Origin of the sequence: Geobacillus sp. FSL W8-1251, assembly GCF_038005945.1 — a bacterium.
GTDB classification, from domain to species: Bacteria; Bacillota; Bacilli; order Bacillales; family Anoxybacillaceae; genus Geobacillus; species Geobacillus stearothermophilus.
Window position 1 is genome coordinate 1,331,658 of record NZ_JBBOUF010000001.1, and the last position, 25,532, is coordinate 1,357,189.

The following is a 25,532-nucleotide window of genomic DNA, read 5'->3' on the forward strand; positions in this document are numbered from 1 at the left end:
TGTTGATTATCCAAAATTAGACATACGCCTTCCATAAATTTGGGCATACTCAAACAAAGCAGCGGCCATCCCGGATTTCCAATCGAGAGGAAGCTGCCCAGAGAAAAAACGGCGAACGAACGAAATGAAGGAAAGAGAGACGTTCGTCTGTTTTTTGGTTTGATCATACAGCCATCGCAGCAACACATACGCGATGAACGCCGCAAACAGTTGGTTGTATACCGCATTTTCCGTCGTGCCAAACAAGGTCGGGACATTCAGATATTGCTTCACCCAACGGAAAAAGACCTCAACAGTCCAACGTTGTTGGTACATGTCGGCAATGGTTTCCGCAGACGCATGGAAGAGGTTCGTCACGACCCGAATGTCGCGGCCATTCGCATCTCGAAAGATCACCACCCGGTGACGCTTGGTGGAGCGGCATTGTTTCGTTCCCAACTGGCACGTGAAGTCGGCTTGAACCGATGAGGATGTGCTGGAAAGGCGTTTCAAGCTTTTTTTCTGATGAAGTTCGATGTTGTCCTTCATCCGAATGACAAAGAGCTGATGCTGCTCCACAAATCGATCGAGGCGTTCGATTTTGAAATACGCCCGGTCTTCCACGAGCACTTGTTGAGCGTTCGTCAACTGTTCTCCCACCGGGCCATCATGACGCAGTCCGATGGTTTCCACCACGTCTGCCGGCAACGAGGATTCCGGCGAATACGCGACGTGCAGCTTCACTCCGGCGCGTTCGCCGTGATACGGAGCCCATGGGAGGCGGTTTTTCCCGACCGTGACGGTCGTCGAATCCACCACCCGAAGCGGTTTGGGAAACCGAAGCGAACGGCGGGTTTGGCGGTTGCACTTGGAAATGATCAACGCCAACAAGCGTTTCATGATGTCATAGGGAACTTCTTTCGCTTTCTTGGATACTGTGGAATAATGGAATCGCGGCAATCCATACAGAGGCCCCACATCGGCTCCGTGGCGAAAGCTTTTCCATTGATGCATGGCGGCCAGCAGGAAGAAGTGAATCAACTCGCGCAACGTAAAGGTTCGAGACGAATCACGATACCCAACCGCTTCGGCAATCAGTTGAATCTCTTCATCCGAAACAAGTTTTTGCATCAAATTCGGGAGTGTGGTATGCTTGTTCATAGAGAGCACCTCCTGGGTTTGTTTGTGTCGTTACTCACATTCTACAGGAAAGGTGCTCTTTTTTCTATACCCTTTGGATTTTATTGGATAATCAACACGCCTGGTAATATAGAGATGAAAATACGTTAAAGCGGAAGCCTCCTAGACCAACCCATTCAAGGTGAGGCGATGCCAAGGCGGAAACATTTGGATTGTCGTGGTAAATTCGTTCAAGCAACTGCACATTTTCACGATAATCTTTCACCCCCAACACGACAGCGCCAATGACGAGCAACAACAGGCAAGCTGCGCTGATATAAAAGTTCTTATTTTTCAGAAGTTTAAGCAATTCCATATACATACAATCATCTCCTAATTCTTCTGTTTAAGGACGGTTTTCTTCATTGAAATTGAAGAAGACCGTCCCTGACGAAGAAAACCTCTCTCTTGTCCAAGTTGACTGAACATATCTATAAAATCGATCAATTGTCGGGGTAAAATTTGCCTGCGATATCAACTGTAACGTAAGTGAAGGATGCATTTTCCGCCACTAATGAAACTTTTTTGCCAACAGCGCTTTGGTCGACAGTGAAATAACGCGTGTCATTATCGGTTACATTCAGCGCGGTTGGCGACACTTTCGTGGAGCCTTGCTGAATCCACATATTCGCTTTATAATCGCTCCCACATTGCTATCATGTTTGTCTTTAAAAGTCAAGTACATCTTTTGGTGATGAACCTTAAAATACAGGACCGGTCCCATGGGATATTATAACAAAAAAAAAGAAGTAAATACGAAAAATTAAAACAAAATGGGTGCATCACTGTAACCTTGAATCGGTGATCAAGACGGGTTCACGCCCCCACAAGAAAATTTGATCAATCAACCAAATATTACATCTCGGTTCTTCACCTAATAGGTGAACATTCGAAATAGAGTAGAGGCCTCTGCATAATTGAGAGTTTCCCGGCATTTCGGGTACACTTCTATCACGGATTCAGGTGGAACGTACTTGACAAGCGAGGATAGTCTGGAGTCTCCGTGTCCGGAAAATCTGATGTACTGATTTTCCCTTGCAAGTGCAGAGAAGGCGTGTTCTGAGATAGCTTTGCTCTGCAAATCAAAAAAGAGCGCCCTAGTTTGTCGATTAGGGCGCTCTTTCTATTTTCTAAATGGTTCTCGCTTCGTTGCTTCTACTTCACCCCCACCGTCTGGCTTTGGCGGATGGCTTGACGCAAGTCGTCCAAAATGTCGTCGATCGACTCCGTGCCGACGGACAGACGCACAAGGCCCGGGGTGACGCCGGCGGACAATTGCTCGTCCGGGCTCAGCTGCTCGTGCGTTGTGCTGGCCGGGTGGATGATGAGCGATTTCGAATCGCCGATGTTGGCCAAATGGGAGAACAGCTTGACCGAGTCGATCAGTTTTTTCCCGGCTTCGACGCCGCCTTTGATTTCAAACGTGACGATCGCACCTTGCCCGTTTGGCAAATACTTTTTCGCGAGTTCATGTGACGGATGGCTTGGAAGCCCTGGATAGCTGACGGATTCGACGGCTTCTTCCTCTTCTAAAAACTTGGCGACGGCAAGGGCGTTTTCGCTATGGCGCTGCATCCGTAAATGAAGCGTCTCTAATCCTTGCAAAAGCAAAAACGCGTTAAACGGCGACAGCGCCGCTCCTAAGTCGCGCAACAGCTGGATGCGCGCTTTCGTGATGTACGCCGCTTCGCCGACGGCATCCACATACACCAACCCGTGATAGCTTGGGTCTGGCTCGGTGAACTCCGGAAACTTGCCGCTCCCTTTCCAGTCAAACTTGCCGCTGTCGACAATCACGCCGCCGATCGAATTGCCGTGCCCACCGATAAACTTTGTCGCTGAGTGGACGACGATGTCGGCGCCGAATTCAATCGGCCGCAATAAGTATGGACTGGCCACCGTGTTGTCGACAATGAGCGGAATGTCGTGGCGATGGGCGATGTCGGCGACCTCTTCAATGTCAAGCACATCGTTTTTCGGGTTGCCGATCGTTTCCGCAAACAACGCTTTCGTTTTGTCGGTGATGGCCTTCTCAAAGTTTTCCGGATCGGACGGATCGACAAACTTCACCGTAATGCCAAACTTGCGCAGCGTATGAGCGAACAAGTTGTACGTGCCGCCGTAAATGGACGACGACGACACGATTTCATCGCCCGCCGAGGCGATGTTGATGATCGAATAAAACACCGCCGCCTGCCCTGATGAGAGCGCAAGCGCCCCGATCCCGCCTTCAAGCGCCGCGATCCGTTTTTCAAGCACATCGTTCGTTGGGTTCATAATGCGCGTGTAAATAAACCCTTCCTCTTTCAAGCCAAATAAATTGGCTGCGTGCTCGCTGTCGCGGAACACATATGAGCTTGTTTGGTAAATCGGCACCGCCCGCGCGCCCGTTTCCGCATCCGGTTTTTGCCCGGCGTGGATGGCGAGCGTCTCCGGGCGGAAGGTTTGTTCATTGCTCATCGTTTCCTCTCCCCCTCTTTGATCCCTCGAGATCTCATATCCTACTAAATCAATTGGTTTTTCTTATAAAGAATCTATCACTGGATCACAACGTTTGTCAATTATATTTTTTTAATAGTGAAAAAATTTTTATTGAAAACAGAGCCTGCCGGTGGGCAGGCCTCCTATTTGTTTCATCACCGTTTTCCAATTTCCTCTATTAACAGCTTATTGACAAGCGGCGGATTCGCTTGCCCTTTTGTTGCTTTCATCACTTGGCCGACAAGGAAACCGAGCGCGCGGTCTTTGCCGTTTTTATAGTCTTCCACCGACTGCGGGTTGGCGTCAAGCACTTCGAGCACGATTTTGCGCAACGCTCCTTCGTCGGAAATTTGCACGAGCCCTTTTTCTTTGACGATTTTCTCCGGGTCGCCGCCTTTTTCAACAAGCTCTTTGAACACTTTTTTCGCGATTTTCGACGAAATCGTGCCGTTTTGGATGAGTTTGATCATGCTTGCTAGGCTTTCCGGCGTCAAGGCGATGTCATGCAGCTCTTTTTGTTCGGCGTTTAAGTACCCGGACACTTCGACCATGAGCCAGTTCGACGCCAGTTTTGGATCAGCGCCGTTGGCGACCGTTGCTTCGAAGAAGTCGGCCATTTCTTTGGTCAATGTCAGCACTTTGGCGTCGTATTCCGGCAGGCCCCATTCTTCGACATACCGCTTCCGTCGGGCGTCCGGCAGCTCCGGAATCGAGGCGCGGACGCGCTCTTTCCATTCGTCGTCAATATAAAGCATGACCAAGTCCGGCTCCGGGAAGTAGCGGTAGTCTTCCGAGCCTTCTTTGACGCGCATGAGGATGGTCGTTTTTGTCGCTTCGTCAAAGCGCCGCGTTTCTTGACGGATGACGCCGCCCGAGAGCAAAATTTTCTCCTGCCGCTTCGCTTCGTACTCGAGCCCCATGCGGACGAAGTTGAACGAGTTTAAGTTTTTCAACTCCGTTTTCGTGCCGAATTGGTCCGATCCGATCGGCCGGAGCGAAATGTTGGCGTCGCAGCGGAGCGATCCTTCTTCCATTTTGCAGTCGGAGACGCCCGTGTATTGGATGATCGCTTTTAATTTTTCCAAGTAGGCGTACGCCTCTTCCGGCGAGCGGATGTCTGGCTCCGAGACGATCTCAATGAGCGGCGTCCCTTGGCGGTTAAAATCCACGAGCGAATAGCCGTCGCCTGTATGCGTCAATTTGCCCGCGTCCTCTTCCAAGTGAATGCGGGTGATGCCGATTTTTTTCTTTTTTCCGTTTACTTCAATTTCAATCCAGCCATTTCGGCCAAGCGGCTGATCGTATTGCGAAATTTGGTACGCTTTCGGGTTGTCCGGATAAAAATAGTTTTTGCGGTCGAATTTCGTCTCGGTCGCGATTTCGCAGTTTAACGCCATCGCTGCTTTCATCGCAAACTCGACCGCCTGGCGGTTCAACACCGGCAGCACGCCCGGATACCCTAAGTCAATGACGTTCGTTTGCGTGTTTGGGGGCGCTCCGAACGCGTTCGGGCTGCTGGAGAAAATTTTCGATTTCGTTTTCAGCTCGACGTGCACCTCAAGTCCGATGACCGTTTCAAAGTTCATCACCTAACCCCCCTTACAACACCGGTTTTTGCTTATGGTAGTCAGTCGCCTGTTCAAAGGTGTGGGCGACGCGATAGACCGTGCTTTCATCAAAGTGCTTGCCGATGATTTGCAAGCCGACCGGCAAGCCGTCGACAAAGCCGCACGGCACGGAAATGGCCGGCACGCCCGCCAGGTTGACCGGAATCGTTAAAATGTCGTTTGCGTACATCGTCAGCGGATCACTCGTTTTCTCACCGATTTTAAACGCCGGAGTCGGCGTTGTCGGGCCGATGATGACGTCATATCGTTCAAATACGTTTTCGAAGTCGCGCTTGATCAACGTCCGCACTTTTTGCGCTTTTTTGTAATACGCATCGTAATAGCCCGAGCTTAACGCGAACGTCCCGAGCATAATGCGGCGCTTGACCTCCGCCCCGAATCCTTCGCTCCGTGTGAGTTTATACATATCGATCAAGTTTTTCGCGTTGTCCGTCCGGTAGCCGTAGCGGACGCCGTCAAAGCGGGCGAGGTTCGCCGAGGCTTCCGACGAAGCGAGCAAGTAGTACGTCGCCAAGGCATATTTCGAATGCGGAAGCGACACTTCTTCCCACGTTGCACCGAGCTTCTCAAGCACGGCAAGCGCCGCCAGCACCGACTGGCGCACGCCTTCGTCGACGCCTTCCCCTAAATATTCGTTCGGCACGGCGATTTTCAATCCTTTGATGTCCCCGGTCAACGCCTCCACATAGTTCGGCACCGGCACGTTTGCCGATGTCGAATCCATCGGATCGACGCCTGCAATCGCCTGCAATAAGTAGGCGTTGTCTTCGACCGTGCGCGTAATCGGACCGATTTGGTCCAGCGACGACGCAAACGCGACAAGCCCGAAGCGCGAGACGCGGCCGTATGTCGGCTTCAAACCAACAACCCCGCAAAACGCCGCCGGCTGGCGGATCGAACCGCCCGTATCCGAACCTAAAGCAAACGGCACTTCCCCTGCCGCCACCGCCGCCGCCGAACCGCCGCTCGAGCCGCCCGGAACGCGCTCTAAGTCCCACGGGTTGCGTGTCAGCTGAAAGCCAGAGTTTTCCGTCGACGAACCCATGGCGAACTCGTCCATATTCAGCTTCCCGATCGTAATGGCGCCCGCAGCGTTCAGCCGCTCCATAACGGTCGCGTCGTAAATCGGGTCAAAGTTGTATAAAATTTTGCTGGCGCATGTCGTGCGCAATCCTTTTGTGACGATGTTGTCTTTAATGCCGATCGGCAAGCCGAACAGCGGGTTCGTTTCTTCGCCTTTGGCGAGCTGGTCATCCAACTCTTTCGCTTTCGCCCGCGCCTGTTCTTCATTTAATGTTAAAAACGCTTGCACTTTTTCTTCCACTTCGCCGATGCGTCGGTACGATTCGTCGACTAAATCGGAAATCGACACTTCTTTTTTCTGCAGCAACGTATGTAATTCTGATACGGAATGGTCAAAAAGCGACATAAATCCCCCTCCTTACTCTAAAATGGCCGGCACACGGAACTGGCCGTCTTGCTGATCCGGCGCGTTTTTCAACACTTCCTCGCGCGGCAGCCCCGGTTCTGGAATATCCTCGCGCATCACATTTCTCATATCAAGCACGTGCGAAGTCGGCGGAACGTTCTCCGTATCCAATTCATTCAACTGCTCGGCAAACGTAATGATCGCATCGAGCTGTTTCGTAAACATCTCCGCCTCTTCATCGGTAATCGCCAACCGCGCCAAATCGGCGACATGTTTCACTTGGTCAATGGAAATTCGCGACATAGTTTCACCTCCAACGAGTTCGACCTATCACAATACCATGATGATACCAAACTTTTATCCAATGAAGCAACCGTTGTCACGTGTTCTGGGCGAGAATCAATCTATATATTCACGATGCAAACGAATATACGTTCTATAACCTCTCCCAATAGCGAAGGCAGGCGTGAAACCGGGGGGATTTGATGTTTGATGTAGGAATATTTCGTTTTCCTGAACAGAGCACGATGGGATGGCACACGCATGAGTAAACGGTTGATGGGAGGAAAAGGACGCGCTCCTATTTTAGACACAGGAAGGAATCGCTCGTGACGCCTTTTTTTATTCAAAGAAATACGATAAAATGAAAGCACAAGGAGGGAAATTGCATGTCGCTGCCAAATCAAAATCATCCATGGACATATGCAGATTACGTAATCTTCATCGCATTGCCAAAAGTATTCGCTTCCATGTGAGAACCCTCCTGACAAAAATCGGGAGGATTTTTTTGCACCGATATGGAATAAATCCTTGACAAACAAGGAATGTGAAGGAGTTTGTCCGCCATGGATGTTCAAATTTTCTTAATTGACAATCCCGAACATATGTACTATAATGACTGTAACGGACGAAAAAGGGGGAATCATGACGATGAGTGACGCTTTGCTCACCCAAGTGCTCGACCGCCTAAGCGCCATGGATGGCACGCTGCAAAAGCTCGTAGAGGGCCAAGAGCGGCTCGAGCGGGAACAAATCGCCATTCGCCAAGAACAAGAAGAAATTCGAAAAGAGCAACAAGAAATCCGAAAAGAACAACAAGAGATTCGAAAAGAACAACAAGAGATTCGAAAAGAGCAGCAGGAAATCCGCCTGGAACAACAGCGTCTGCGTCAAGAACAAGATTCGCTTCGCGCTGGGCAAACGGAATTAAACGGCATCGTGGCTGCTCTCCTCCACCGCCAAGACGAAACAGACGCCAAACTGGAAGCTCTCGCCGCTGACGTCCACCAGCTTCACCGGGAATTTTCCTCATTGAAACAAACGGTGGACCGCCTCGAACAAAAAATGGACTCCCGTTACGAACAATTGGCTGCCCAAATCGAAGACATCAAGCTGGACTTGAATTTTATCGCCCACCGCACCGTCGACAACGAACGAATCATTTACAAGCTGAAAGAAATGCTGTTCCGCTGATCGATTCATCTAAGAGGAGGCCGCTGCCATGCATATCGCGTTTGACCATCTCGTCCACTTGACCGAACGGCCCGAGCAAGTGAAAATGGCGTTTGAACAATGGGGGCTTGTGGCCATCCACGGCGGCCGTCATCCATCATGGGGAACGTACAACGCCTTATGTTACGTGGAGCATTTGCGCTACATCGAGTGGATCGGCATTGCCGATATACAGACGGCGAGAACGTGCGGAAACCCGCTCATCACTCAGCTTGTCGCCGACCGCCAAGAAGGAAGCGGCTTCTCCCAGTTTGCCTTTCGCACGAACGACATCGAAGCGGTGGCGGCGCAGCTCAAAAGCAAAGGATTCGCCCCAGTCGGTCCGCTCCCCGGCAGCCGCGAGCGCGATGACGGCAAGCAGCTCACATGGTCGATGCTGTTTATCGAAGACGACACAGACGGCGCGTTTCGCTATCCGTTTTTCATTCAATGGGGCGACCGTGATGACGTACGCATGAACGAGCTGGCGCCGCTCATGAGACACCCGATTGGCTCTGTTTCGCTGTCGTCAATTAGCCTCTACACCCTCGATCTCCAGCGGACGGTCAACGGCTACCGCCGGCTGTTTGACTTGCCCGAACCCGATGTCGGGCGCGATGAAGCGGGAGCATACGCGGAGCTCGCTGTCGACGGCATTGCGATTCGGTTCTATGAGGCTGACCGCCGTCATCCATCGACGCGCCCGTTTTCGTGCCGGCTTGTGGGCGTGCAGAAACCGCGCCGCATCGAAATCGAGGGCGCCACGTACATCATATCTGGCTCTTGACGGCCATTGTATTGCCACATGCTGCGCCCCCTCGCGCTAGGCGCCGTGCCAGCCCTTGGCGAATGCATTCCCACATACTCCCCTTTGCCGCTGAATAAGATGGAGTAACCGCTTCTTGATTATCGCAAACCATAGATGGCAAAGGGGGAGTCCAACCGTGTCCCACCCGTATGTTTCTCCAAAACTTTCAGTGGAATGATCCCAACCACGCGCCCTTGATGACGCAGCGCCGCCTCAGCAACCTCTCCCATCAAGCCCCGTGTCCCTCCGCCGTAAATGAGCGTAATGCCGCTTCGGGCTAAAAACGTTCCGAGCGCTTTCGCCGCTTCCTTATATCTCCCATCGTTTCCATTGCTTGATCCGCAAAACACGCAAATCGCCTTCAAGTCTCACACCCGCCTCCTGCCATAACCTGTTGCTCGTTTTGCATCCGTTTTCGAGTGCTGCGCTCATTTTCCTACCGTCATTATACAATGCTCTCCCTGTTCTTTCCACCATCGTTCAGACGGCCTTTTCGCGCAAAAAAGGGCCGCTGCTGCAGCCCTTTCCGCTTCCTTCATTTTTGGAGAATCAAATGTTCGGATCACTCCGTTCGCCGTATCCCAAATAACGCGATGATGCCGACCTTATTGATAAATATGCACAAACGGCTCGTCTGCTTTCGCCTGGCGCACGATGAGGCTTTCCGGCTGGCCGGCTGAGGCGATGTAGACATTAACGGTGATGTAGTCCGGGAATTTTTCCATCACCAAGCCGGTCACGTATTGGGTAAAGCCGATCACTTCCGCTTTGCCGTAAAACGGCATCGTAATGTTGATCGTTAACTTCTGAAGCTGGTCGTTGACGTACAATCCTCTGCCGACGATGCCGGTGTAGTTCGGGAAAAAGTCTTCAACGTCTGATTTAAAATTATTGAATTTGATCCAGTCATCGCGATGGTTCTTTTCCGCCTCATCGGACGGGAATAAATAATATTCCTCGTTCACCGCTTCCCAATCATCGATCGTGGCGCTTCCGTCGTCAACATGGGTGACCGCGAAAAAGTGGCCCGGAATCACGGACGAGCGCGGCGCCTGTTTGTACAAGGCAATCGTGATCGGCACGTTGCCGAGCCCTTTGATATTTCGCAGCCGCTTCAACACCTCGGCGGCGATCCGCTTTCCTTCCCGTTCGATGACATCGTCTTTGATTTTCACTTCGCGTGGATACCCTTGCTCGGTTGAGTAGTAGTGGACGGAATTCAACGCCAGGCCGATGGCGACGCCACCAAGCTTCACCTTGCCGTTATCGACTTTCACTAAGTAGTCGTGCTCCAAAATGCTGGCCAGGTAAATCGGGCTTTGTTTGTTTTTTTGCTCATTCGTTCCTTTGTCGCTGATCGGCGGGTTTAAGCCGATGTTGTCTTCCGGTTTCATTTTCTCTGCCTTCAGCTGGCTTTCCGTCCGCTTGCGGGCGAGCCAGCGCCCGATCGTTTCGCTGTCCAAATATTGCCCTTCCTGCAACAAATATTCATCCGGGGAAAATTGCTCAGATGCCAAGCGCATCAGCCCGGTTTCAAATTCATCGACATCAAGCCGGGTGTTGACGTCGTTGACGACCCGCCCGCGCGCCCCGGACGGCTTAAAAGGCAAGACAACGCGGTAATACGAATCAGAAATGTTGTATTTCGGGATGACCGCTTCTTGCTCTTTGCTTCCTTTGTCTTGCACGACTTCCTCACCTTTGTCAAACTTCGGCGCACACGCAGACAACAAACAAATCGAAGCGAGCCCGACAACGGCCAACCGTTTTCGGGCCCGATTCGTCCAACGACAAGCAACGAAACTGCGCAGTAGTGAGATTTGTTTCATCGTTTCCCCCTGTTGATCTCTTGCAAAAATCGTGGTTCGTCCCAAATCTCAATGCCAAGCTGCTGGGCTTTCTCCAACTTCGATCCGGCATCCTCGCCGGCGATGACAAGGTCGGTGCTGCGGCTGACGCTGCCGGTGACGCGCCCGCCAAGCCGCTCAATTTGTTCTTTTGCTTCATTGCGCGACATCGACGCGAGCTTGCCGGTCAAGACGACCGTTTTGCCGGCGAAGGCAGAGTCAGCAGGCGCTTCAGCCGACCGCTTCGGCCCTTTGTAAGCCATATTGACACCGTAAGCGCGCAGCTCCTGGAGCAGCTCAGTTGCTTCGGGTTGGGCGAAGAACGCCGTGATCGCATCCGCCATTTTCTCTCCGATTTCGGGGATGGCCATCAACTCCTCTTTCGTCGCCCGTTCGAGCCGCTCCATCGTTTCAAAATGCTCAGCCAAAAGTTGGGCGGCTTTCGCTCCGACGTAGCGAATGCCAAGGCCAAACAGCAGCCGTTCAAGCGAGTTTTGCTTCGACGCCTCAATCGCCGCAAGCAAGTTGGCCGCCGACTTTTCCCCCATCCGTTCCAACCCGACAAGCTGTTCCTTCGTCAGGCAGTACAAATCGGCGACATCGCGGACAAGGCCGGCGTTAAACAGCTGGGTGACGACTTTTTCGCCCAAACCCTCGATGTTCATCGCCGCCCTTGAGGCAAAATGGATGAGCCGCTCGCGCAGCTGGGCCGGGCAGTTCGGGTTCAAGCAGCGGAGCGCCACTTCCCCCTCGAGACGGACGAGCTCGCTTTCGCATTCCGGGCAGTGCGTCGGCATCGCAAACGGCGTTTCATCCCCATCGCGCCGGTCAACGACGACGCCGACCACTTCCGGGATGATGTCGCCCGCTTTTTTAATGATGACCGCATCGCCGATGCGAATGTCTTTTTCCCGTATAAAATCTTCATTGTGAAGGGTGGCGCGCTGCACCGTCGTGCCGGCGACGCGCACCGGCTCTAAAATCGCCGTCGGCGTGACGACACCCGTGCGACCGACGTTCACCTCAATGCCGATTAACGTCGTCACCACTTCCTCGGCTGGGAACTTGTAGGCAATCGCCCAGCGCGGGCTTTTCGCCGTCGCGCCAAGCGCCCGTTGCTGGGCGAATGAGTCCACCTTAATAACGATGCCGTCAATCTCATACGGCAGCTGCGGCCGCTTGTCGTGCCACTCGCTGACAAAGGCGATCACCTCATCGATATTGGCGCAGCGCCGTCGCTCTGGGTTTACTTTAAACCCGAGCGCCTGCAAATAATCAAGCGCTTCGCTGTGTGAAGCGATGCCGAGCGCCTCGGCGTCGGCTAAGCCATATACAAACAAATCCAGCTGGCGCGAGGCCGCCACTTTCGGGTCGAGCTGGCGGAGCGAGCCAGCCGCGGCGTTGCGCGGGTTGGCAAACAGCTCCTCGCCGCGGGCTTTTCGCTCCTCATTCAAGCGCAAAAACGACGCTTTCGGCATAAACGCCTCGCCGCGCGCTTCAAGCGACACCGGTTCTTTCAGACGGAGAGGCAGCGAGCGGATCGTTTTCAAATTTTCCGTAATGTCTTCACCCGTCGTCCCGTCGCCGCGCGTCGCCCCTTGGACGAAATAGCCGTCTTCATAGCGGACCGAGACGGCGAGGCCATCGATTTTCAGCTCGCATACGTACGCCGCTTCCCCGACTTCCTGACGGACGCGGCGGTCAAAATCGCGCAAGTCTCCTTCGCCAAACGCGTTCGCCAAGCTCATCATCGGAACGCGATGCGCCACTTTGCGAAACGCCTCAAGGGGCGGACCGCCGATGCGCTGGGTCGGCGAATCGCTCGTTTTGAGCTCCGGATATTGTTCCTCAATGGCGATGAGCTCTTGCATCAACCGGTCATACTCGGCATCTGGAACAGACGGGCGGTCAAGCACATAATATTCGTACCCGTAGCGGTTCAACAGTTCGCGCAGCTCGGCCGCGCGCCGTTCGGCTTGTTGGCGGTCCATACGTTCACCTGTTCTCCTTTCCTACACTTTCTCAATCGGCGCAAATTTGGCAAGCAGTCGTTTAATGCCGATCGGGCTCGGGAAGGCGATGTCGAGCTCTTGGTCGTCGCCGCCGCCGCGGACGCTGACGACGGTGCCGATGCCCCATTTCCGGTGATTCGCCCGATCGCCGACTTTCCACGATCCCACGGCGCCGCTTGCCTGCGGGCGCGAAACGGCCGAGCGGGAGGCGCCCGCTTGGCGGCGCGAGGCTGTCTCAAGCAAATGCGCCGGAATTTCATTCAAAAAGCGCGACGGCGGGTTCATTTGGATGTTGCCAAACAGCGTCCGCATTTGCGCGCTCGTCAGCACAAGTTCTTCCTCCGCGCGGGTGATGCCGACGTACGCCAGCCGCCGTTCTTCTTCCATCTCATCGTCATCCTCGAGAGAGCGGTTGTGCGGGAAAATGCCTTCTTCCATGCCGATCAAAAAGACGACCGGAAACTCGAGCCCTTTGGCGGCATGCAACGTCATCAACATGACGGCATCTCCTTCAGCGGCCTGTTCCGTCCCGTTCAGCTCGTCCAAATCGGAAATGAGCGCCAAGTCGGTTAAAAAGGCGATGAGCGATTTATCGTCGCTCACATTTTCAAAATGCTTCGTCACCGACAAAAACTCATCCAAGTTCTCGAGCCGGCTTTGTGCTTCAATCGTCCGCTCCGCCTTGAGCATCTCGCGGTAGCCCGATTTGTCGAGCACTTCTTCGACGAGTTCGGTGACGGAGACGTATTCTTGCAGCTGTGTCCATTGCTCGAGCTGGCTGCGGAACGCGGCGAGCGCCCCGGCCGCTTTGGCGCCAAGCCCGATCATCTCTAGCTCGCCGAGCGCCTCAAACAAGGACAGCTCATGATCGGCTGCATAGCGGACGAGTTTGTCGATCGTCGAGGCGCCAATGCCGCGTTTTGGCACGTTAATGATGCGAAGCAAGCTTAAATCATCGTCCGGATTGGCGATGACGCGCAAATAGGCGAGAATGTCTTTAATTTCTTTCCGGTCATAGAACTTTAAGCCGCCGACAATTTGATACGGAATGTTCGCTTTCAGCAACATTTCCTCCATGACACGCGACTGGGCGTTCGTCCGGTACAAGACAGCAAAATCACGGTAGCGGCGTTCGCCGCGCTCCACCGCCTCGCGGATGCGTCCAGCGACAAACTGCGCTTCGTCCGCTTCGTTCATCGCCTCATAATAAAGAATCGGCTTTCCTTCCGGGTTTTCCGTCCAAAGCCGTTTCGGCTTCCGGTTGACGTTATGCTCGATGACTTCGTTCGCCGCTTGCAAAATGCGCTTCGTCGAGCGGTAGTTTTGTTCAAGCAAAATGACTTTTGCGTTCGGATAGTCGCGCTCGAACGACAAAATGTTTTGGATGTCCGCCCCGCGCCACCGATAAATCGATTGGTCGGCGTCGCCGACGGCGCAAATGTTTTGAAAGCGTTCCGCCAGCTTTTTGACCAGCGTATATTGAGCGCGGTTCGTATCCTGGTACTCATCAATATGGATGTACTGAAACTTATATTGGTAATAGTGAAGCACATCCGGCACGCGGTCAAACAGTTGGATCGTCGTCATGATCAAATCGTCAAAATCGAGCGAATGATTGCGAAGCAGGCGCTGTTGGTATTCTTGATACACATCGCTGACGACTTTTTCGTAATACGTCGAGGCCCGCTTCGCGAATTGCTCCGGAGGCAACAGCTCGTTTTTCGCCGCGCTGATCGTGCCTAAAATCGTCCGCGGCTCAAATTTTTTCGGGTCTATGTTTTTTTCTTTTAAAATCGTTTTCATGACTGAAAGCTGGTCCGTCGGATCAAGGATGGAAAAATTGCGGTTGATGCCGATGCGGTCAATGTCGCGGCGCAAAATGCGGACGCACATCGAGTGGAACGTCGAAATCCAGACGTCTTCCGCCGCCCCACCTAAGAGCGACTGCACACGTTCCCGCATTTCGCGCGCCGCCTTGTTCGTAAACGTAATGGCCAAAATGTTCCACGGCGCCACATGCTTTTCCGCCATCAAATAGGCGATGCGGTGCGTCAACACCCGCGTTTTCCCGCTTCCCGCCCCCGCCATAATGAGCAGCGGGCCTTCCGTCGTCCTGACGGCTTCTTGTTGCTCTTTGTTTAAATGGGCGAGCAGCTGTTCCGATAAAAAGTTCATTGTTTTCACCACCAATACACCATATGTTCTATTTCGCCTCATTCGCCCGCTTTACGGCGTCCACGGTCAGCAGCGCCTGTTCAAACGATTCGTAAACGGCGTTGCCGACGACAACAGTATCCGCCCGGCGCGCCATCTCAGCCGCCTGCTCCGGTGCGGTGATGCCGCCGCCATAAAACAGCTGCGTCTCGCCGAGCGCCTGTTTCACTTTTTCCACCAAGGCGGGGTCGCCGTATATGCCGCTATATTCAAGATAAAAGATCGGCAGCTTGTACAAATGTTGAGCGAGGCGAGCGTAGGCCACCACATCGTCTTCGCTCAGGCCGGCGTCGGCTTCGGTGAGCTTCGCCGCCTTGCATTCCGGATTTAAAATGCAATACCCCTCGGCAAAAATCTCATCCCAATTCATGATCTCGCCATATTGTTTCACCGCCTCATGATGGCGGCCCACCACCCAGTCGACATGGCGGCTGTTTAACACGATCGGAATGAAATACGCATCAAACCCCGGCGTCAAGGCCTCAAGATTTGTGACTTCAAGCGCGCATGGCACCGAAAAACGGCGGATGCGGGCCAATAAATCGAGCACACCATCGAGCGTCACCCCGTCCGTTCCGCCGACGATGACGGCATCCGTCCCCGACTCGCAAAGGCGCTCAAGGCGCTCATCATCGATCGGTTTGTTCGGATCGAGCTTAAACACATGGCGCCAGGCGCGAATCTCTTCCATGACAATACCCCTTCCACTCTGTTCTCCATTGTTTCATTATAACAAATCCGCAAAAAGAAAAGGAGTTCCTTTGCGAATGGAAGGAATCTCCTTGCCTGCTTAGTCTGTCACCGATTCATTCTCTTCTTGCGGTTGTTCCTCTTTAATGCGGTCAAGCGCCATGGCATAGGCATCGTTTCCATAGTTGAGGCAGCGTTTGACGCGCGAAATGGTCGCCGTGCTCGCTCCGGTTTCCGTTTCAATTTTATGGTACGTATACCCTTCCCGCAACATGCGGGCGACTTCCAGACGTTGGGCAAGCGCCTGAATTTCGTTGACGGTGCATAAATCATCGAAAAAACGGTAACACTCTTCCAAATCGCGCAGCGACAAGATGGCTTTAAACAGTTGATCAAGCTCTCTGCCGCGCAGCTTGTCGATTTGCATGTTTGTCTCCTCCTTGCTTTGGCGAAAAACGATTTGGTGGACTGTTGGCGCTCTCCTCTTTATGTTTATGGTTTGGAAAACCCGCCGGCGGCCGTTTTCGGGTCACCGCCATTGCACGATCGCCAGTTCCGGAACGATATTGATCCACGTTTTGCCTGGCACGAACCCGACCGGCGCCCCATCGCGGTATGGCAGCAGCCGGCCGTCGACATTTTTCCATTCAATCGGCTGGATGATGCCGTTTTGCAGCAAATAGCCTTGGCCGCCGGACGTGAGGTCAACGTCGCGCCGCCCATGGCTGTCGATCACTTGATGGCGGGCGGCGATGATCATCACGTTTTGCGCCACAACCGGGTCGCGCGTATCGTAATCGACCGTCTGCTCGCCGCCGCTGTATCGGTAATACCCATGCCGTTCCGGAGCATAGCGGTATTCCACTTGGGCGTACGAGCGGTGCGAATAGGCGATGTGGACCGTCCCTGCCTTTTCCCCGCTCGGTTTGTCCGCGCGAAACGGCAGCGGAGCGACATCGTCCGTCCAAGCATACCCGTTTTGTTCCGCCCCTTTTTTAATGTTGGCAAACGTAATGTACGAGTTGTGCGGCGCCTTGCGGAAGGAAACGCGCTTAAACAGCGTTCCGTCATAAAAGAGCCCGTTCAAATAATCGGTTTCCCCCTGCTCGAGCCGCGCTTTCGCTTCCGGGCTCCATCCATGGCAAACATAAATGGCATTGTAGCCCTCGCTCAAATCAATATAATAATCACGCGCACTCCGCACCGGTCCGACTCGTTCCGGCTGTTCGCTTTGGTAAAGCGCCAAAAAGCGGGTGATATCCCCCTCAGCGAGCACCTCATACACGATGTCCGCCTTGCTTAATCCCGACTGTGGGCGCGCCTTCGGATGGTTGTTGACCATCACGCCGACGACCCGTTGATGAACGTTCCCTTTCGCCGGCAGCCCGGTCAGCGGGAACGTTTGTTTTTCCTCCGCCGGAGGCTTGGACGGCTGCTCCTGCCGAGGAGCCGGTTTGGCTGGTTCAGCCTGCTTCGGCTCGCTTTTGGTCGTGCAGCCTCCTAACAACAATACCGCGCAGCTGATGACGAACAGCCAATGTTTCAATGGACACACAACCCTTTCTTTTTTATTTTACCGCATTATCGAAGGAAAGAGTACCGTTTTGTGCATGACATCGTAAATGCCGCGCTGGGTGATGCGCACATACGGCAAATGGGTCGACTGCAAAAAGAGCAACGAATACACAGGGTCTTCAAAGCGGTATCCCCTCTCCCGCAACAGACGGACGAACTCTTTTTCCTTGTCGATCAATGACTCCATCTCCAGCGCGGACATCATGCCACCAAGCGGAAGCGGAAGCTCAAATACGATTTCGCCATTTTCGGCAAGCACCAAGCCGCCGCCGATTTCCTTCATCCGTCGGAAAGCGAGCAACATATCTTCCTTATGTTTGCCGATTAAAACCAAATCGCCCGTATTCGAGTACGAGCTCGCCAATCCGCCGAGCGCTGATGAAAAGCCTTTGAGCATCGTGTTGACGTGCCAGCGTCCATTCCGGTCAAGCAGCACCGGCAAGTCCGGACGAATCGAAGAATGGCGGAGCGTGACCGTATAACCGTGCCAAAGACGGGTTCGCACCTCTTTTCCCGTCATGGCCTCATGGTCGCCATCCACGCCAAACAGCGCCATTTTAACAAGCGTTTTTTCCGACGCTCCCGGAAAATGCCCTTCGATTTTGCGACGCCGCCGTTTCGCCTCTTGCATCCAATACAAAACGATGTCATCGCCGCTGACGAGTCTCGACCATGATGTCAGCTCGCCGCCTTGGAGGACCGTTTCCTGGTCAAGCCATCGTTTGATCCGTACGTTGGACAATTGCTCATCCTCGCGCTCCAGCTCCGTTTGGCCATCAAACCGGCACCACCAATACATCGAAGTTGGAAGCGTATTCATTTGTTGCAAAAACAAAAGCGCCTCGTCATCATTCAGATGCAAAAGGAAAAACAAGTTATCGTTCACTAGCGTCGTCGTCCCGCGCGCCGCTGCATAACGGGCAAAGGAACGGGGATTATATAATTGAAATGGATGGACATGCGGCTCGATGTAGCCGGGAACGAGCACATACCCGCGGCAGTCGACGACTTCGCATGCCCCGTCGACCCGGTCGGGAAGACGCTCTCCGGCATACACGATGCGGTCACCATTAATCCATATATTTCCTTTTATCCATTCACGAAAATACGAGTGCAAATACGTCGCATTCACCAATACTTTCGTTGGTGATTATTTGCCTTCAATCACTGCTGCTTGTTCACGCAGTTCGCTGCCTTTCCAGCGGTAACGTTGTTCGCCCATTGACACCCCGTCCCTTGTTTCCTAATCGTTCCATATAACCATTTTAACGTACGAAAGCGATTTTCACAATAAAAAGATGAGGAGGGGCAAGCCAATGGCAAATATCGGCATTGTGAATGCGCTCATTCGCATTACGCTCGGTTTGACTGTCGTAGCATGGGCGACCGCCCGCCTGGCCCGGCGGCCATGGTGCACATCGTACTTGTTCGCCGCTTTGCTTGGGGCCATGAAAGTCGGTGAAGGGATTACCCGTTTTTGCCCGCTGACGGCCTTGTTTGACAACATGCAGCGCCAGCAGCTGCTTGAAGAACAAAAAGAAGCCGTTGTCAATCCAACGTAACGAACATCATGCGGTCAACTTGGAACAAGGTTGCATATGGCACCTGTTTCCTGTCGTGCTGGCGTGTGTTGCGCCGGCGGACGAAGATGCTGCGACCTCGTCTCGTCAAGTTCGGAGGCATCCACTTTGCGGGGAACTGGCTTCGGCCTTGTCGTCCATTTACTTGGAACTTGCGTCTTGAGCCGCCCGGACTTCTCAGGAAAGTTGGCTTCGACCCCGCCCGAATTGTTCCATTATCACGCCAAAAAGGGGCTGACCCAAAAGTCCGCCAAAAAGCGGACTTTTGGAGTCAGCCCTCTCTGGTTTTTGTATATTTTACCAAACGGAACAAAATTCCGACTCTGTTCTCCCCCTCATTTACGCCACCAAGGACAATTGCTTGTCCCTAGCGGCTTTTTTGAGAAGATTGTGGGCAGCACAAACCAGCCCCCATTCGATGGAAACTTTTTGGAGGCCTCGCAGGACAAAGCGACGAAACCCGCGATTTTGTTTGATTTGCCCAAATACACTCTCAATGTCGGTTTGGCGTTGGCGGTATCGGGCTTGCCCTTCTTCACTCTCCAACCGTTCGCGGGCTTTCTGTTTTTGTTCATGATAGATGGGGTTCCATTGCGTGGTTCGTCCATACTTGGAAGTCGTGCAGGCCGAACGGAACGGACATCCTTCGCATTCATGGCATTGGTAGTGTCGGGTGACCGAGGTGTATCCTGATTCCGTGGTCTGTTTCGAAGTTCCGGTGCGAACCAGCTTTTTCCCATTGGCGCAAATCCAAACGTCTTCTTCTTCCACATAGGTCCAATTCTGCTGATGATGCGGATTTTTCTTGACCTTGCGCGTGTTCTCCTTCTCATACGTATGGTACTTGATCAAGGCCGATATGTGCTTCTCTTCCAGCTTCACGTAGTTCTCTTCCGAGCCATAAGCCGCGTCAGCGATCAAACGTTCGGGTTCCACGCCGTACTTCTCTCGAACGGTCTCCAAATGCGGGAGAAGACAACGAGTGTCGCCCGGCCTCTGATGAAGGGAATACCCCAAAATAAATTGGCCGGAAGAACCCACCTGTACGTTATAGGCCGGCTTGAGCTGGCCGTTTCGCATGTGATCCTCCTTCAACCGCATGAAGGTGGCATCCACATCGGTCTTGGAATAGCTGTTGCGATCCCCGCATACATGGAGTTGGTGTTCATACTTTTCACTGCGGGGCAAGTAGTCCTCCTTCATCTTCTTGATGGCCTTCTTCAACGGTTGGTTGTCCGGCTCGGCCTCCAACCGTTTTTCCCACTCCTCGGTTTTCTTTCGGATTTCTTCTGACGTAAAGGCCGGCGAAGGGTCGATGTCGATGTCTTCCGCCTTTTCTTCTTCCACGATCACCTCGATCTGGGCAATCAGCCGATCGACATTGGCTTGGAGTTTCTCCTGGTACTTCTCAGCCGATTTGCGCCAAACGAAGGTGTACCGGTTGGCATTCGCTTCAATTTTCGTTCCATCCACAAAATAATCTTCCATCTTGACATAGCCGTCGGCCACGAGCAGCGTGATCATTTCCCGGAACAGGTCGTCAATCAGGTCTTTCATCCGCTCCGAACGAAACCGATTGATGGAACGGAAGTCCGGCTTTTGAAATCCACTTAGCCACATGAGGGGAAGGTGGACTTCGAGCTGCCGTGCAATCTCACGGCCATGATACATTTTTTGGGTGTAAGCGTAAAGGAGAATTTTGGTCATCATTTTCGGATGATAGGCGGAGGCGCCCCCTCCTTTGTAGTAAGCAAGAAACGTCTCCATCGGGATGCGTTCAACCATCTCATGAACCACGTGGGCCATGTTATCCCGTGGAATGAGATCGGCGATGTTGCTTGGCAAAGAGAGGTTGTCCATGGTATACTCTTTAAAGGAAATATGATCATGTTTCATAAAAGAATCGCCCTTCTTTCGGTGGTAGTGGTTTTGGTGACTCTATTCTACCAGAAAAAAGGGCGATTCTTCTATATTTGAGGCAAAAAAGTGGGGGCTGATCCCAAAACGCATTCGCGTTTTGGGTCAGCCCCTTCCACCCAAAGGAGTGATTGACCATGTTGCTGGAATATATGACCGATATGTCGTTCGTATTGGCCGCGTTAATCGGGGGAATTATCGCTCTTTCATACGTGTATATGCGGCGGAGGCGCGTTCGATAGCGCGCCGGCCGATGTCGCGGCGGTAAAACAGCCCGTCGCTTTCGATTCGCGTCAACTGTTCATACACTTTTTCCTTCGCCTCAACGAGTGTACTCCCTTTCGCTGCTGCCAGAAGAACGCGGCCGCCGTTCGTGTACAGTGCACCGTCTTCTTGCTTCGTCCCGGCATGCAATAGCAGCACATCGGAATCAAGCCGATCCACCCCCCGAATGGCCGCTCCGCGCTCATAGGCGCCCGGGTAGCCTTTGGCAGCCAGCACGACACCGAGCACCGCTTCGTCCGTCCACTCAAGCGCCAACTCTTTTCCTTCCATCACCGCGAGGATCGCTTCAACCAAATCGGTTTTCAGCCGCGGCAGCACGACTTGCGCCTCGGGATCGCCAAAACGGGCGTTGAATTCGATCACTTTCGGCCCGGCTGCCGTTTCGATCAGCCCAGCATACAGCACGCCGGTAAACGGCCGGCCTTCAGCCACTAACGCTTTGGCGGCCGGGCGCAAAATCGTTTCCAGCGCTGTTTCCACCGTCTCCGCTGAGATTTGCGGCACTGGCGAATACGCTCCCATCCCACCGGTGTTCGGACCTTCATCCCCGTCATACGCCCGCTTATGGTCTTGGGCGATGGCAAGTGGATACACTTTCTCGCCGTTGACGAACGCCATAAACGAAAATTCTTCGCCTTCCAAATACTCCTCGATCACGACTTGGCAGCCGGCTGTGCCAAACTGGCCATCGACAAGCGCTGCCTTCGCGGCGGCCAGCGCTTCTTCCACCGTTTGGGCGACGGTCACGCCTTTTCCGGCAGCCAATCCGTCCGCTTTCACGACGATCGGCGCGCCTTTTTGTTCAATGTACGCTTTCGCCTCTTCATACGACGCAAAGGTCGCATGATCCGCCGTTGGGATGCCGTATTTCTTCATCAGCTCTTTGGCAAACGCCTTGCTTCCTTCGATGAGCGCTGCCGCTTGAGTTGGGCCGAAAATGCGAAGCCCCTCGGCCATAAAACGGTCAACAATGCCGGAAGCAAGCGGCGCTTCCGGCCCGACGATCGTCAAATCGATTGCGCGTTGCTTGGCAAACTGCACAAGCGCGTCGATATCGAGCTCATCAATGTCGACGAGCTCCGCCACTTCCCCGATGCCCGGGTTGCCTGGCGCCGCGTACAGTTTGTCCACAAGCGGGCTTTGCGCCGCTTTCCAGGCGATGGCATGCTCGCGCCCGCCGCGTCCGACTACCAGAACGTTCATTGTCTTCCTCTCCTTTTTGCCGCCGTTTAATGTTTGAAATGGCGCACACCGGTAAACACCATGGCCATGCCGTACTCATCCGCTTTGCGAATCGAGTCGGCGTCGCGAATCGAGCCGCCCGGCTGAATGATCGCGGTAATGCCGGCTTTTGCTGCTGCTTCAACCGTGTCGTCCATCGGGAAGAACGCATCGGACGCCAACACAGCGCCAACCGCCTGTTCCCCGGCTTGTTCAATGGCAATGTTGGCCGCGCCGACTCGATTCATTTGCCCGGCGCCCACGCCGACCGTCATCCCATTTTTGGCGAGTACAATCGCATTCGATTTCACATGTTTGACAACCTTCCAAGCAAATCGAAGCTGTTCGCGCTCTGCCTCGGTCGGCTCGCGTTTCGTGACGATGTTCCATTCGGCGTCTTCAAGCGTATACTTATCGGCCTCTTGCACAAGCAAGCCGCCATTGACGGAAACGAGCGTTTTTTCCTTAACGTCCGGCGCGGCAAAATCAAGCGTCAACAAGCGGATGTTTTTCTTTTTCGTCAAAATGGCGAGCGCCTCGTCGCTGAACGATGGGGCGATGACGATTTCCAAAAAGATGTCGTGCATCCGTTCGGCTGTTTCTTTGTCCACTTCCCGGTTGACGGCGACAATGCCGCCGAAAATCGAGACCGGATCGGCCTCGTACGCTTTCGTAAATGCCTCAAGAAGCGTGGCACCGACCCCGACGCCGCACGGGTTCATATGTTTGATCGCCGCTGCGGCTGGCTCTTGAAATTCGCGAATGAGGTTGATGGCCGCATTGGCGTCGTTGATGTTGTTGTACGACAGCTCTTTTCCGTGCAGCTGTGCCGCTTTGGCAATCGAGAACGCCGCGCCGAGCGGTTTGGCGTAAAACGCCGCCGATTGATGCGGATTTTCGCCATAGCGCAACGACTGTTTTTTCGTGTAGGTGACGGTGAGCGTTTCCGGATACTCTTCGCCGGCAAGACCGGTCAAATATTCGGCGATCATCGCATCATACGCCGCCGTATGGCGGAACGCTTTCGCCGCCAGCTGCTGCCGCGTCTTTGCTTGGATCGAACCGGTTGTTTTCAGCTCTTCGATCACCATTGGATAGTCGGCCGGGTCAACGACAATCGCGACATCGGCATAGTTTTTCGCCGCCGCCCGCACCATCGTCGGGCCGCCGATATCGATGTTTTCAATCGCCTCGGCCAGCGTCACGTCCGGTTTGGCGATCGTTTGCTGGAACGGGTACAAGTTGACGACGACCAAATCGATCGGACGGATGCCGTGCTCTTTAAGCGCCGCTTGGTGGCGCTCATCGCTGCGCACCGCCAAAATGCCGCCATGGATGGCTGGATGCAGCGTTTTGACGCGCCCGTCCAAAATTTCCGGAAACCCGGTGACATCGGAGATCGAAATGACCGGAACGCCGGCCTCTTCAAGCGCCCGTTTCGTCCCGCCGGTCGAAATGATGTCGACGCCAAGTTCCGCCAATTGCTTTGCAAACGGAATGATCCCTTCTTTATTGGACACGCTGATCAATGCTCGTTTCACTGCCATCATTCTCGATCCTTTCTTCCTGTTGTTCCTTCTCCCCTAGCAGCATGCGCAACACCGCTGGATACAGCTCATGTTCAACTTGATGGATGCGCGCCTCAAGCACCTCGATCGGCTCACCGGGCACGATCGGGACGGCGCACTGGGCGATGACCGGCCCGGTGTCCATCCCTTCATCAACATAATGGACGGTGACGCCTGTTTCCAAAACGCCCGCCCGGTACGCCTGGCCGATCGCATCTTTGCCCGGAAACGCCGGCAGCAGCGATGGATGAATGTTGACGATTTTCCCTTCATAGACGGAAAGCAACGTCGGCCCGATCAAACGCATATAGCCGGCGAGCGCAATCCAGTCGATGCGCCGCTCCTTCAGCTCGCGCAAAATTTCGCTTTCAAACGCCGCCTTCGATGGATACTCTTTCGGCGAAAACACGAACGCCGGCACGTTTTCGCGCGCCGCCCGTTCAATGACTTTCGCCCCCGGGCGGTCGCACACCAAAAGCGCTACTTCCGCGGGCACCTCACCGCGCTTGGCTGCGTCGACGATCGCTTGAAAGTTCGTGCCGCTCCCGGACGCAAAGATCGCCAACCGTTTCATGCGCCGTTCCCTCCGGCAAACGACACGCCTTCCCCTTCGACGACTTCGCCGATAATGTATGCGGCCTCCCCTTGCTGGGCCAGCGCATCGACAACCGAGTCCGCCGCCTCCGGGCTGACCGCCATCACAAGGCCGATGCCCATATTAAAGACGGAAAACATCTCTTCTTCCTCAAGCCCGCCGTTTTGGCGCAACAAATCAAAAATCGGCAGCCCCGGCCATGAGCCGCGCTCAATGCGCGCACCCAGCCCGGAAGGCAGCATGCGCGGAATGTTTTCGATAAATCCGCCGCCGGTAATATGAGCCATCCCTTTGATCGTAAACGTCTGCAGCAAAGAACGCAACGGTTTCGCATAAATGCGTGTCGGCTTCAATAACTCCTCGCCGAGCGGAACCGCAAGCGGCTCGTAAATGCGGTCAACGTCCAACTTCGCTTGGTCAAACACGATGCGGCGCACGAGCGAGTAGCCGTTGCTGTGGAGACCGCTTGAAGGCAGTCCGATCAGCACATCGCTCGCTTGAATCGTTTGCCCGGTCACCAATCGTTCTTTTTCCGCAATGCCGACCGCAAACCCTGCCAAATCATACTCATTTTCCTCATACATTCCCGGCATTTCCGCCGTTTCCCCACCGATCAAGGCGCAGCCGGCTTCGACGCAGCCGTCGGCCACTCCTTTGACGATGGCGGCGATTTTCTCCGGCACCGCCTTGCCGCAGGCGATATAGTCAAGGAAAAAGAGCGGTTCCGCTCCTTGGACAAGAATATCGTTGACACACATCGCGACGCAGTCGATGCCGATTGTATCATGTCGGTCAAGCAAAAACGCCACTTTCAGCTTCGTGCCGACGCCATCCGTGCCGGAGACAAGCACCGGCTGGCGATAGCCAAGCGCCGATATATCGAACAAACCACCAAAGCCGCCGATCCCGCCCAGCACTTCCGGGCGCATCGTTTTTTGTACGTGCTGTTTCATGAGAGCGACCGCTTGGTAACCCGCCTCAATGTCAACCCCTGCTTCTTTATATGCGTTTGCCACATTCCATCCTCCCTTTG

22 protein-coding genes and 1 pseudogene are annotated in these 25,532 nt (G+C 53.9%); 4 read left to right on the top strand and 19 right to left on the bottom strand.

The window, feature by feature from the left end:
- Positions 1 to 6: 6 nt before the first annotated feature.
- The 6 genes from NSS88_RS07005 to gatC all read right to left on the bottom strand — a co-directional run bounded on the left by NSS88_RS07005 (position 7) and on the right by gatC (position 6,999).
- Positions 7 to 1,140: an IS4-like element IS5377 family transposase gene (locus NSS88_RS07005; RefSeq protein WP_015374614.1), complete on the bottom strand. Its 1,134-nt coding sequence runs from the start codon at positions 1,138 to 1,140 to the stop codon at positions 7 to 9.
- 91 nt (positions 1,141 to 1,231) lie between these two features.
- Positions 1,232 to 1,480, bottom strand: a complete 249-nt coding sequence (locus tag NSS88_RS07010) for a hypothetical protein (RefSeq protein WP_339239987.1) — start codon at positions 1,478 to 1,480, stop codon at positions 1,232 to 1,234.
- Positions 1,481 to 2,313: 833 nt separating this feature from the next.
- Entirely contained in the window at positions 2,314 to 3,618 is a 1,305-nt protein-coding gene (locus NSS88_RS07015; protein WP_049624723.1) for a homocysteine synthase, read from the bottom strand.
- A gap of 176 nt (positions 3,619 to 3,794) precedes the next feature.
- Positions 3,795 to 5,225 (bottom strand): Asp-tRNA(Asn)/Glu-tRNA(Gln) amidotransferase subunit GatB, encoded by a 1,431-nt coding sequence (gene gatB, locus NSS88_RS07020; RefSeq protein ID WP_049624724.1) that lies wholly within the window; start codon positions 5,223 to 5,225, stop codon positions 3,795 to 3,797.
- A 13-nt stretch (positions 5,226 to 5,238) separates the two neighbouring features.
- Positions 5,239 to 6,696 (bottom strand): Asp-tRNA(Asn)/Glu-tRNA(Gln) amidotransferase subunit GatA, encoded by a 1,458-nt coding sequence (gene gatA, locus NSS88_RS07025; RefSeq protein WP_055357791.1) that lies wholly within the window; start codon positions 6,694 to 6,696, stop codon positions 5,239 to 5,241.
- Between the two features lie 12 nt (positions 6,697 to 6,708).
- On the bottom strand, positions 6,709 to 6,999 hold the full coding sequence (gatC, locus tag NSS88_RS07030; protein ID WP_014194780.1) for an Asp-tRNA(Asn)/Glu-tRNA(Gln) amidotransferase subunit GatC: 291 nt from the start codon (positions 6,997 to 6,999) through the stop codon (positions 6,709 to 6,711).
- A 621-nt stretch (positions 7,000 to 7,620) separates the two neighbouring features.
- On the opposite strand from gatC, the gene NSS88_RS07035 reads away from it, so the two are divergent.
- Positions 7,621 to 8,169, top strand: a complete 549-nt coding sequence (locus NSS88_RS07035; protein ID WP_049624726.1) for a hypothetical protein — start codon at positions 7,621 to 7,623, stop codon at positions 8,167 to 8,169.
- Between the two features lie 28 nt (positions 8,170 to 8,197).
- Positions 8,198 to 8,974 (top strand): VOC family protein, encoded by a 777-nt coding sequence (locus tag NSS88_RS07040; RefSeq protein WP_049624727.1) that lies wholly within the window; start codon positions 8,198 to 8,200, stop codon positions 8,972 to 8,974.
- Positions 8,975 to 9,093: 119 nt separating this feature from the next.
- On the opposite strand, the gene NSS88_RS07045 is transcribed toward NSS88_RS07040, so the two are convergent.
- From NSS88_RS07045 to NSS88_RS07080, 8 genes and pseudogenes are all read right to left on the bottom strand, one after another.
- Positions 9,094 to 9,360, bottom strand: a complete 267-nt coding sequence (locus NSS88_RS07045; protein WP_445236771.1) for an LOG family protein — start codon at positions 9,358 to 9,360, stop codon at positions 9,094 to 9,096.
- 240 nt (positions 9,361 to 9,600) lie between these two features.
- Positions 9,601 to 10,824 (bottom strand): CamS family sex pheromone protein, encoded by a 1,224-nt coding sequence (locus NSS88_RS07050; RefSeq protein WP_049626465.1) that lies wholly within the window; start codon positions 10,822 to 10,824, stop codon positions 9,601 to 9,603.
- A complete protein-coding gene (ligA, locus tag NSS88_RS07055) occupies positions 10,821 to 12,833 on the bottom strand; it encodes an NAD-dependent DNA ligase LigA (protein ID WP_049626466.1) in 2,013 nt (670 codons plus the stop codon). Before ligA ends, NSS88_RS07050 begins: the two co-directional genes overlap by 4 nt.
- Before the next feature lie 21 nt (positions 12,834 to 12,854).
- Positions 12,855 to 15,029 carry a DNA helicase PcrA gene (gene pcrA / locus NSS88_RS07060; protein WP_049624738.1) on the bottom strand — a complete coding sequence of 725 codons (2,175 nt, stop codon included), beginning with the start codon at positions 15,027 to 15,029 and terminating at the stop codon, positions 12,855 to 12,857.
- Positions 15,030 to 15,057: 28 nt separating this feature from the next.
- Positions 15,058 to 15,759: a heptaprenylglyceryl phosphate synthase gene (locus NSS88_RS07065; protein ID WP_033009957.1), complete on the bottom strand. Its 702-nt coding sequence runs from the start codon at positions 15,757 to 15,759 to the stop codon at positions 15,058 to 15,060.
- 99 nt (positions 15,760 to 15,858) lie between these two features.
- The gene (locus NSS88_RS07070; protein WP_033016672.1) at positions 15,859 to 16,185 is read right to left on the bottom strand and encodes a YerC/YecD family TrpR-related protein; all 327 of its coding nucleotides are present in this window, start codon (positions 16,183 to 16,185) and stop codon (positions 15,859 to 15,861) included.
- Positions 16,186 to 16,287: 102 nt separating this feature from the next.
- Positions 16,288 to 17,304: a DUF3048 domain-containing protein gene (locus tag NSS88_RS07075; RefSeq protein ID WP_183084375.1), complete on the bottom strand. Its 1,017-nt coding sequence runs from the start codon at positions 17,302 to 17,304 to the stop codon at positions 16,288 to 16,290.
- A 27-nt stretch (positions 17,305 to 17,331) separates the two neighbouring features.
- Positions 17,332 to 18,555, bottom strand: a pseudogene (locus NSS88_RS07080) (adenine deaminase C-terminal domain-containing protein).
- Positions 18,556 to 18,649: 94 nt separating this feature from the next.
- Here NSS88_RS07080 and NSS88_RS07085 point away from each other — a divergent pair.
- Positions 18,650 to 18,895 carry a YgaP family membrane protein gene (locus tag NSS88_RS07085; protein WP_033009953.1) on the top strand — a complete coding sequence of 82 codons (246 nt, stop codon included), beginning with the start codon at positions 18,650 to 18,652 and terminating at the stop codon, positions 18,893 to 18,895.
- Between the two features lie 357 nt (positions 18,896 to 19,252).
- On the opposite strand, the gene NSS88_RS07090 is transcribed toward NSS88_RS07085, so the two are convergent.
- On the bottom strand, positions 19,253 to 20,809 hold the full coding sequence (locus NSS88_RS07090; RefSeq protein WP_341083776.1) for an IS1182 family transposase: 1,557 nt from the start codon (positions 20,807 to 20,809) through the stop codon (positions 19,253 to 19,255).
- Between the two features lie 158 nt (positions 20,810 to 20,967).
- On the opposite strand from NSS88_RS07090, the gene NSS88_RS07095 reads away from it, so the two are divergent.
- Positions 20,968 to 21,072, top strand: a complete 105-nt coding sequence (locus NSS88_RS07095; protein WP_325048220.1) for an EYxxD motif small membrane protein — start codon at positions 20,968 to 20,970, stop codon at positions 21,070 to 21,072.
- Here the strand turns inward: NSS88_RS07095 and purD are convergent.
- Genes purD through purM form a run of 4 tightly spaced genes read right to left on the bottom strand, consistent with a single transcriptional unit; the run spans position 21,026 to position 25,515 of the window.
- A complete protein-coding gene (gene purD / locus NSS88_RS07100) occupies positions 21,026 to 22,318 on the bottom strand; it encodes a phosphoribosylamine--glycine ligase (protein WP_049626468.1) in 1,293 nt (430 codons plus the stop codon). The genes NSS88_RS07095 and purD overlap by 47 nt on opposite strands.
- A gap of 26 nt (positions 22,319 to 22,344) precedes the next feature.
- Positions 22,345 to 23,883: a bifunctional phosphoribosylaminoimidazolecarboxamide formyltransferase/IMP cyclohydrolase gene (gene purH / locus NSS88_RS07105; RefSeq protein WP_049626469.1), complete on the bottom strand. Its 1,539-nt coding sequence runs from the start codon at positions 23,881 to 23,883 to the stop codon at positions 22,345 to 22,347.
- Positions 23,846 to 24,478, bottom strand: a complete 633-nt coding sequence (gene purN, locus NSS88_RS07110) for a phosphoribosylglycinamide formyltransferase (RefSeq protein WP_049624731.1) — start codon at positions 24,476 to 24,478, stop codon at positions 23,846 to 23,848. The genes purH and purN overlap by 38 nt, the downstream gene beginning before the upstream one ends.
- Positions 24,475 to 25,515, bottom strand: a complete 1,041-nt coding sequence (gene purM / locus NSS88_RS07115) for a phosphoribosylformylglycinamidine cyclo-ligase (RefSeq protein ID WP_033016678.1) — start codon at positions 25,513 to 25,515, stop codon at positions 24,475 to 24,477. The genes purN and purM overlap by 4 nt, the downstream gene beginning before the upstream one ends.
- Positions 25,516 to 25,532: the final 17 nt, after the last annotated feature.

What these genes read in the sequence shown, in the direction of transcription:
- NSS88_RS07005 (WP_015374614.1), bottom strand. Translation starts at nt 1,140, where the DNA reads ATGAACAAGCATACCACACTCCCGAATTTGATGCAAAAACTTGTTTCG.
- NSS88_RS07010 (WP_339239987.1), bottom strand. Translation starts at nt 1,480, where the DNA reads ATGTATATGGAATTGCTTAAACTTCTGAAAAATAAGAACTTTTATATC.
- NSS88_RS07015 (WP_049624723.1), bottom strand. Translation starts at nt 3,618, where the DNA reads ATGAGCAATGAACAAACCTTCCGCCCGGAGACGCTCGCCATCCACGCC.
- gatB (WP_049624724.1), bottom strand. Translation starts at nt 5,225, where the DNA reads ATGAACTTTGAAACGGTCATCGGACTTGAGGTGCACGTCGAGCTGAAA.
- gatA (WP_055357791.1), bottom strand. Translation starts at nt 6,696, where the DNA reads ATGTCGCTTTTTGACCATTCCGTATCAGAATTACATACGTTGCTGCAG.
- gatC (WP_014194780.1), bottom strand. Translation starts at nt 6,999, where the DNA reads ATGTCGCGAATTTCCATTGACCAAGTGAAACATGTCGCCGATTTGGCG.
- NSS88_RS07035 (WP_049624726.1), top strand. Translation starts at nt 7,621, where the DNA reads ATGACGATGAGTGACGCTTTGCTCACCCAAGTGCTCGACCGCCTAAGC.
- NSS88_RS07040 (WP_049624727.1), top strand. Translation starts at nt 8,198, where the DNA reads ATGCATATCGCGTTTGACCATCTCGTCCACTTGACCGAACGGCCCGAG.
- NSS88_RS07050 (WP_049626465.1), bottom strand. Translation starts at nt 10,824, where the DNA reads ATGAAACAAATCTCACTACTGCGCAGTTTCGTTGCTTGTCGTTGGACG.
- ligA (WP_049626466.1), bottom strand. Translation starts at nt 12,833, where the DNA reads ATGGACCGCCAACAAGCCGAACGGCGCGCGGCCGAGCTGCGCGAACTG.
- pcrA (WP_049624738.1), bottom strand. Translation starts at nt 15,029, where the DNA reads ATGAACTTTTTATCGGAACAGCTGCTCGCCCATTTAAACAAAGAGCAA.
- NSS88_RS07065 (WP_033009957.1), bottom strand. Translation starts at nt 15,759, where the DNA reads ATGGAAGAGATTCGCGCCTGGCGCCATGTGTTTAAGCTCGATCCGAAC.
- NSS88_RS07070 (WP_033016672.1), bottom strand. Translation starts at nt 16,185, where the DNA reads ATGCAAATCGACAAGCTGCGCGGCAGAGAGCTTGATCAACTGTTTAAA.
- NSS88_RS07085 (WP_033009953.1), top strand. Translation starts at nt 18,650, where the DNA reads ATGGCAAATATCGGCATTGTGAATGCGCTCATTCGCATTACGCTCGGT.
- NSS88_RS07090 (WP_341083776.1), bottom strand. Translation starts at nt 20,809, where the DNA reads ATGAAACATGATCATATTTCCTTTAAAGAGTATACCATGGACAACCTC.
- NSS88_RS07095 (WP_325048220.1), top strand. Translation starts at nt 20,968, where the DNA reads ATGTTGCTGGAATATATGACCGATATGTCGTTCGTATTGGCCGCGTTA.
- purD (WP_049626468.1), bottom strand. Translation starts at nt 22,318, where the DNA reads ATGAACGTTCTGGTAGTCGGACGCGGCGGGCGCGAGCATGCCATCGCC.
- purH (WP_049626469.1), bottom strand. Translation starts at nt 23,883, where the DNA reads ATGGCAGTGAAACGAGCATTGATCAGCGTGTCCAATAAAGAAGGGATC.
- purN (WP_049624731.1), bottom strand. Translation starts at nt 24,478, where the DNA reads ATGAAACGGTTGGCGATCTTTGCGTCCGGGAGCGGCACGAACTTTCAA.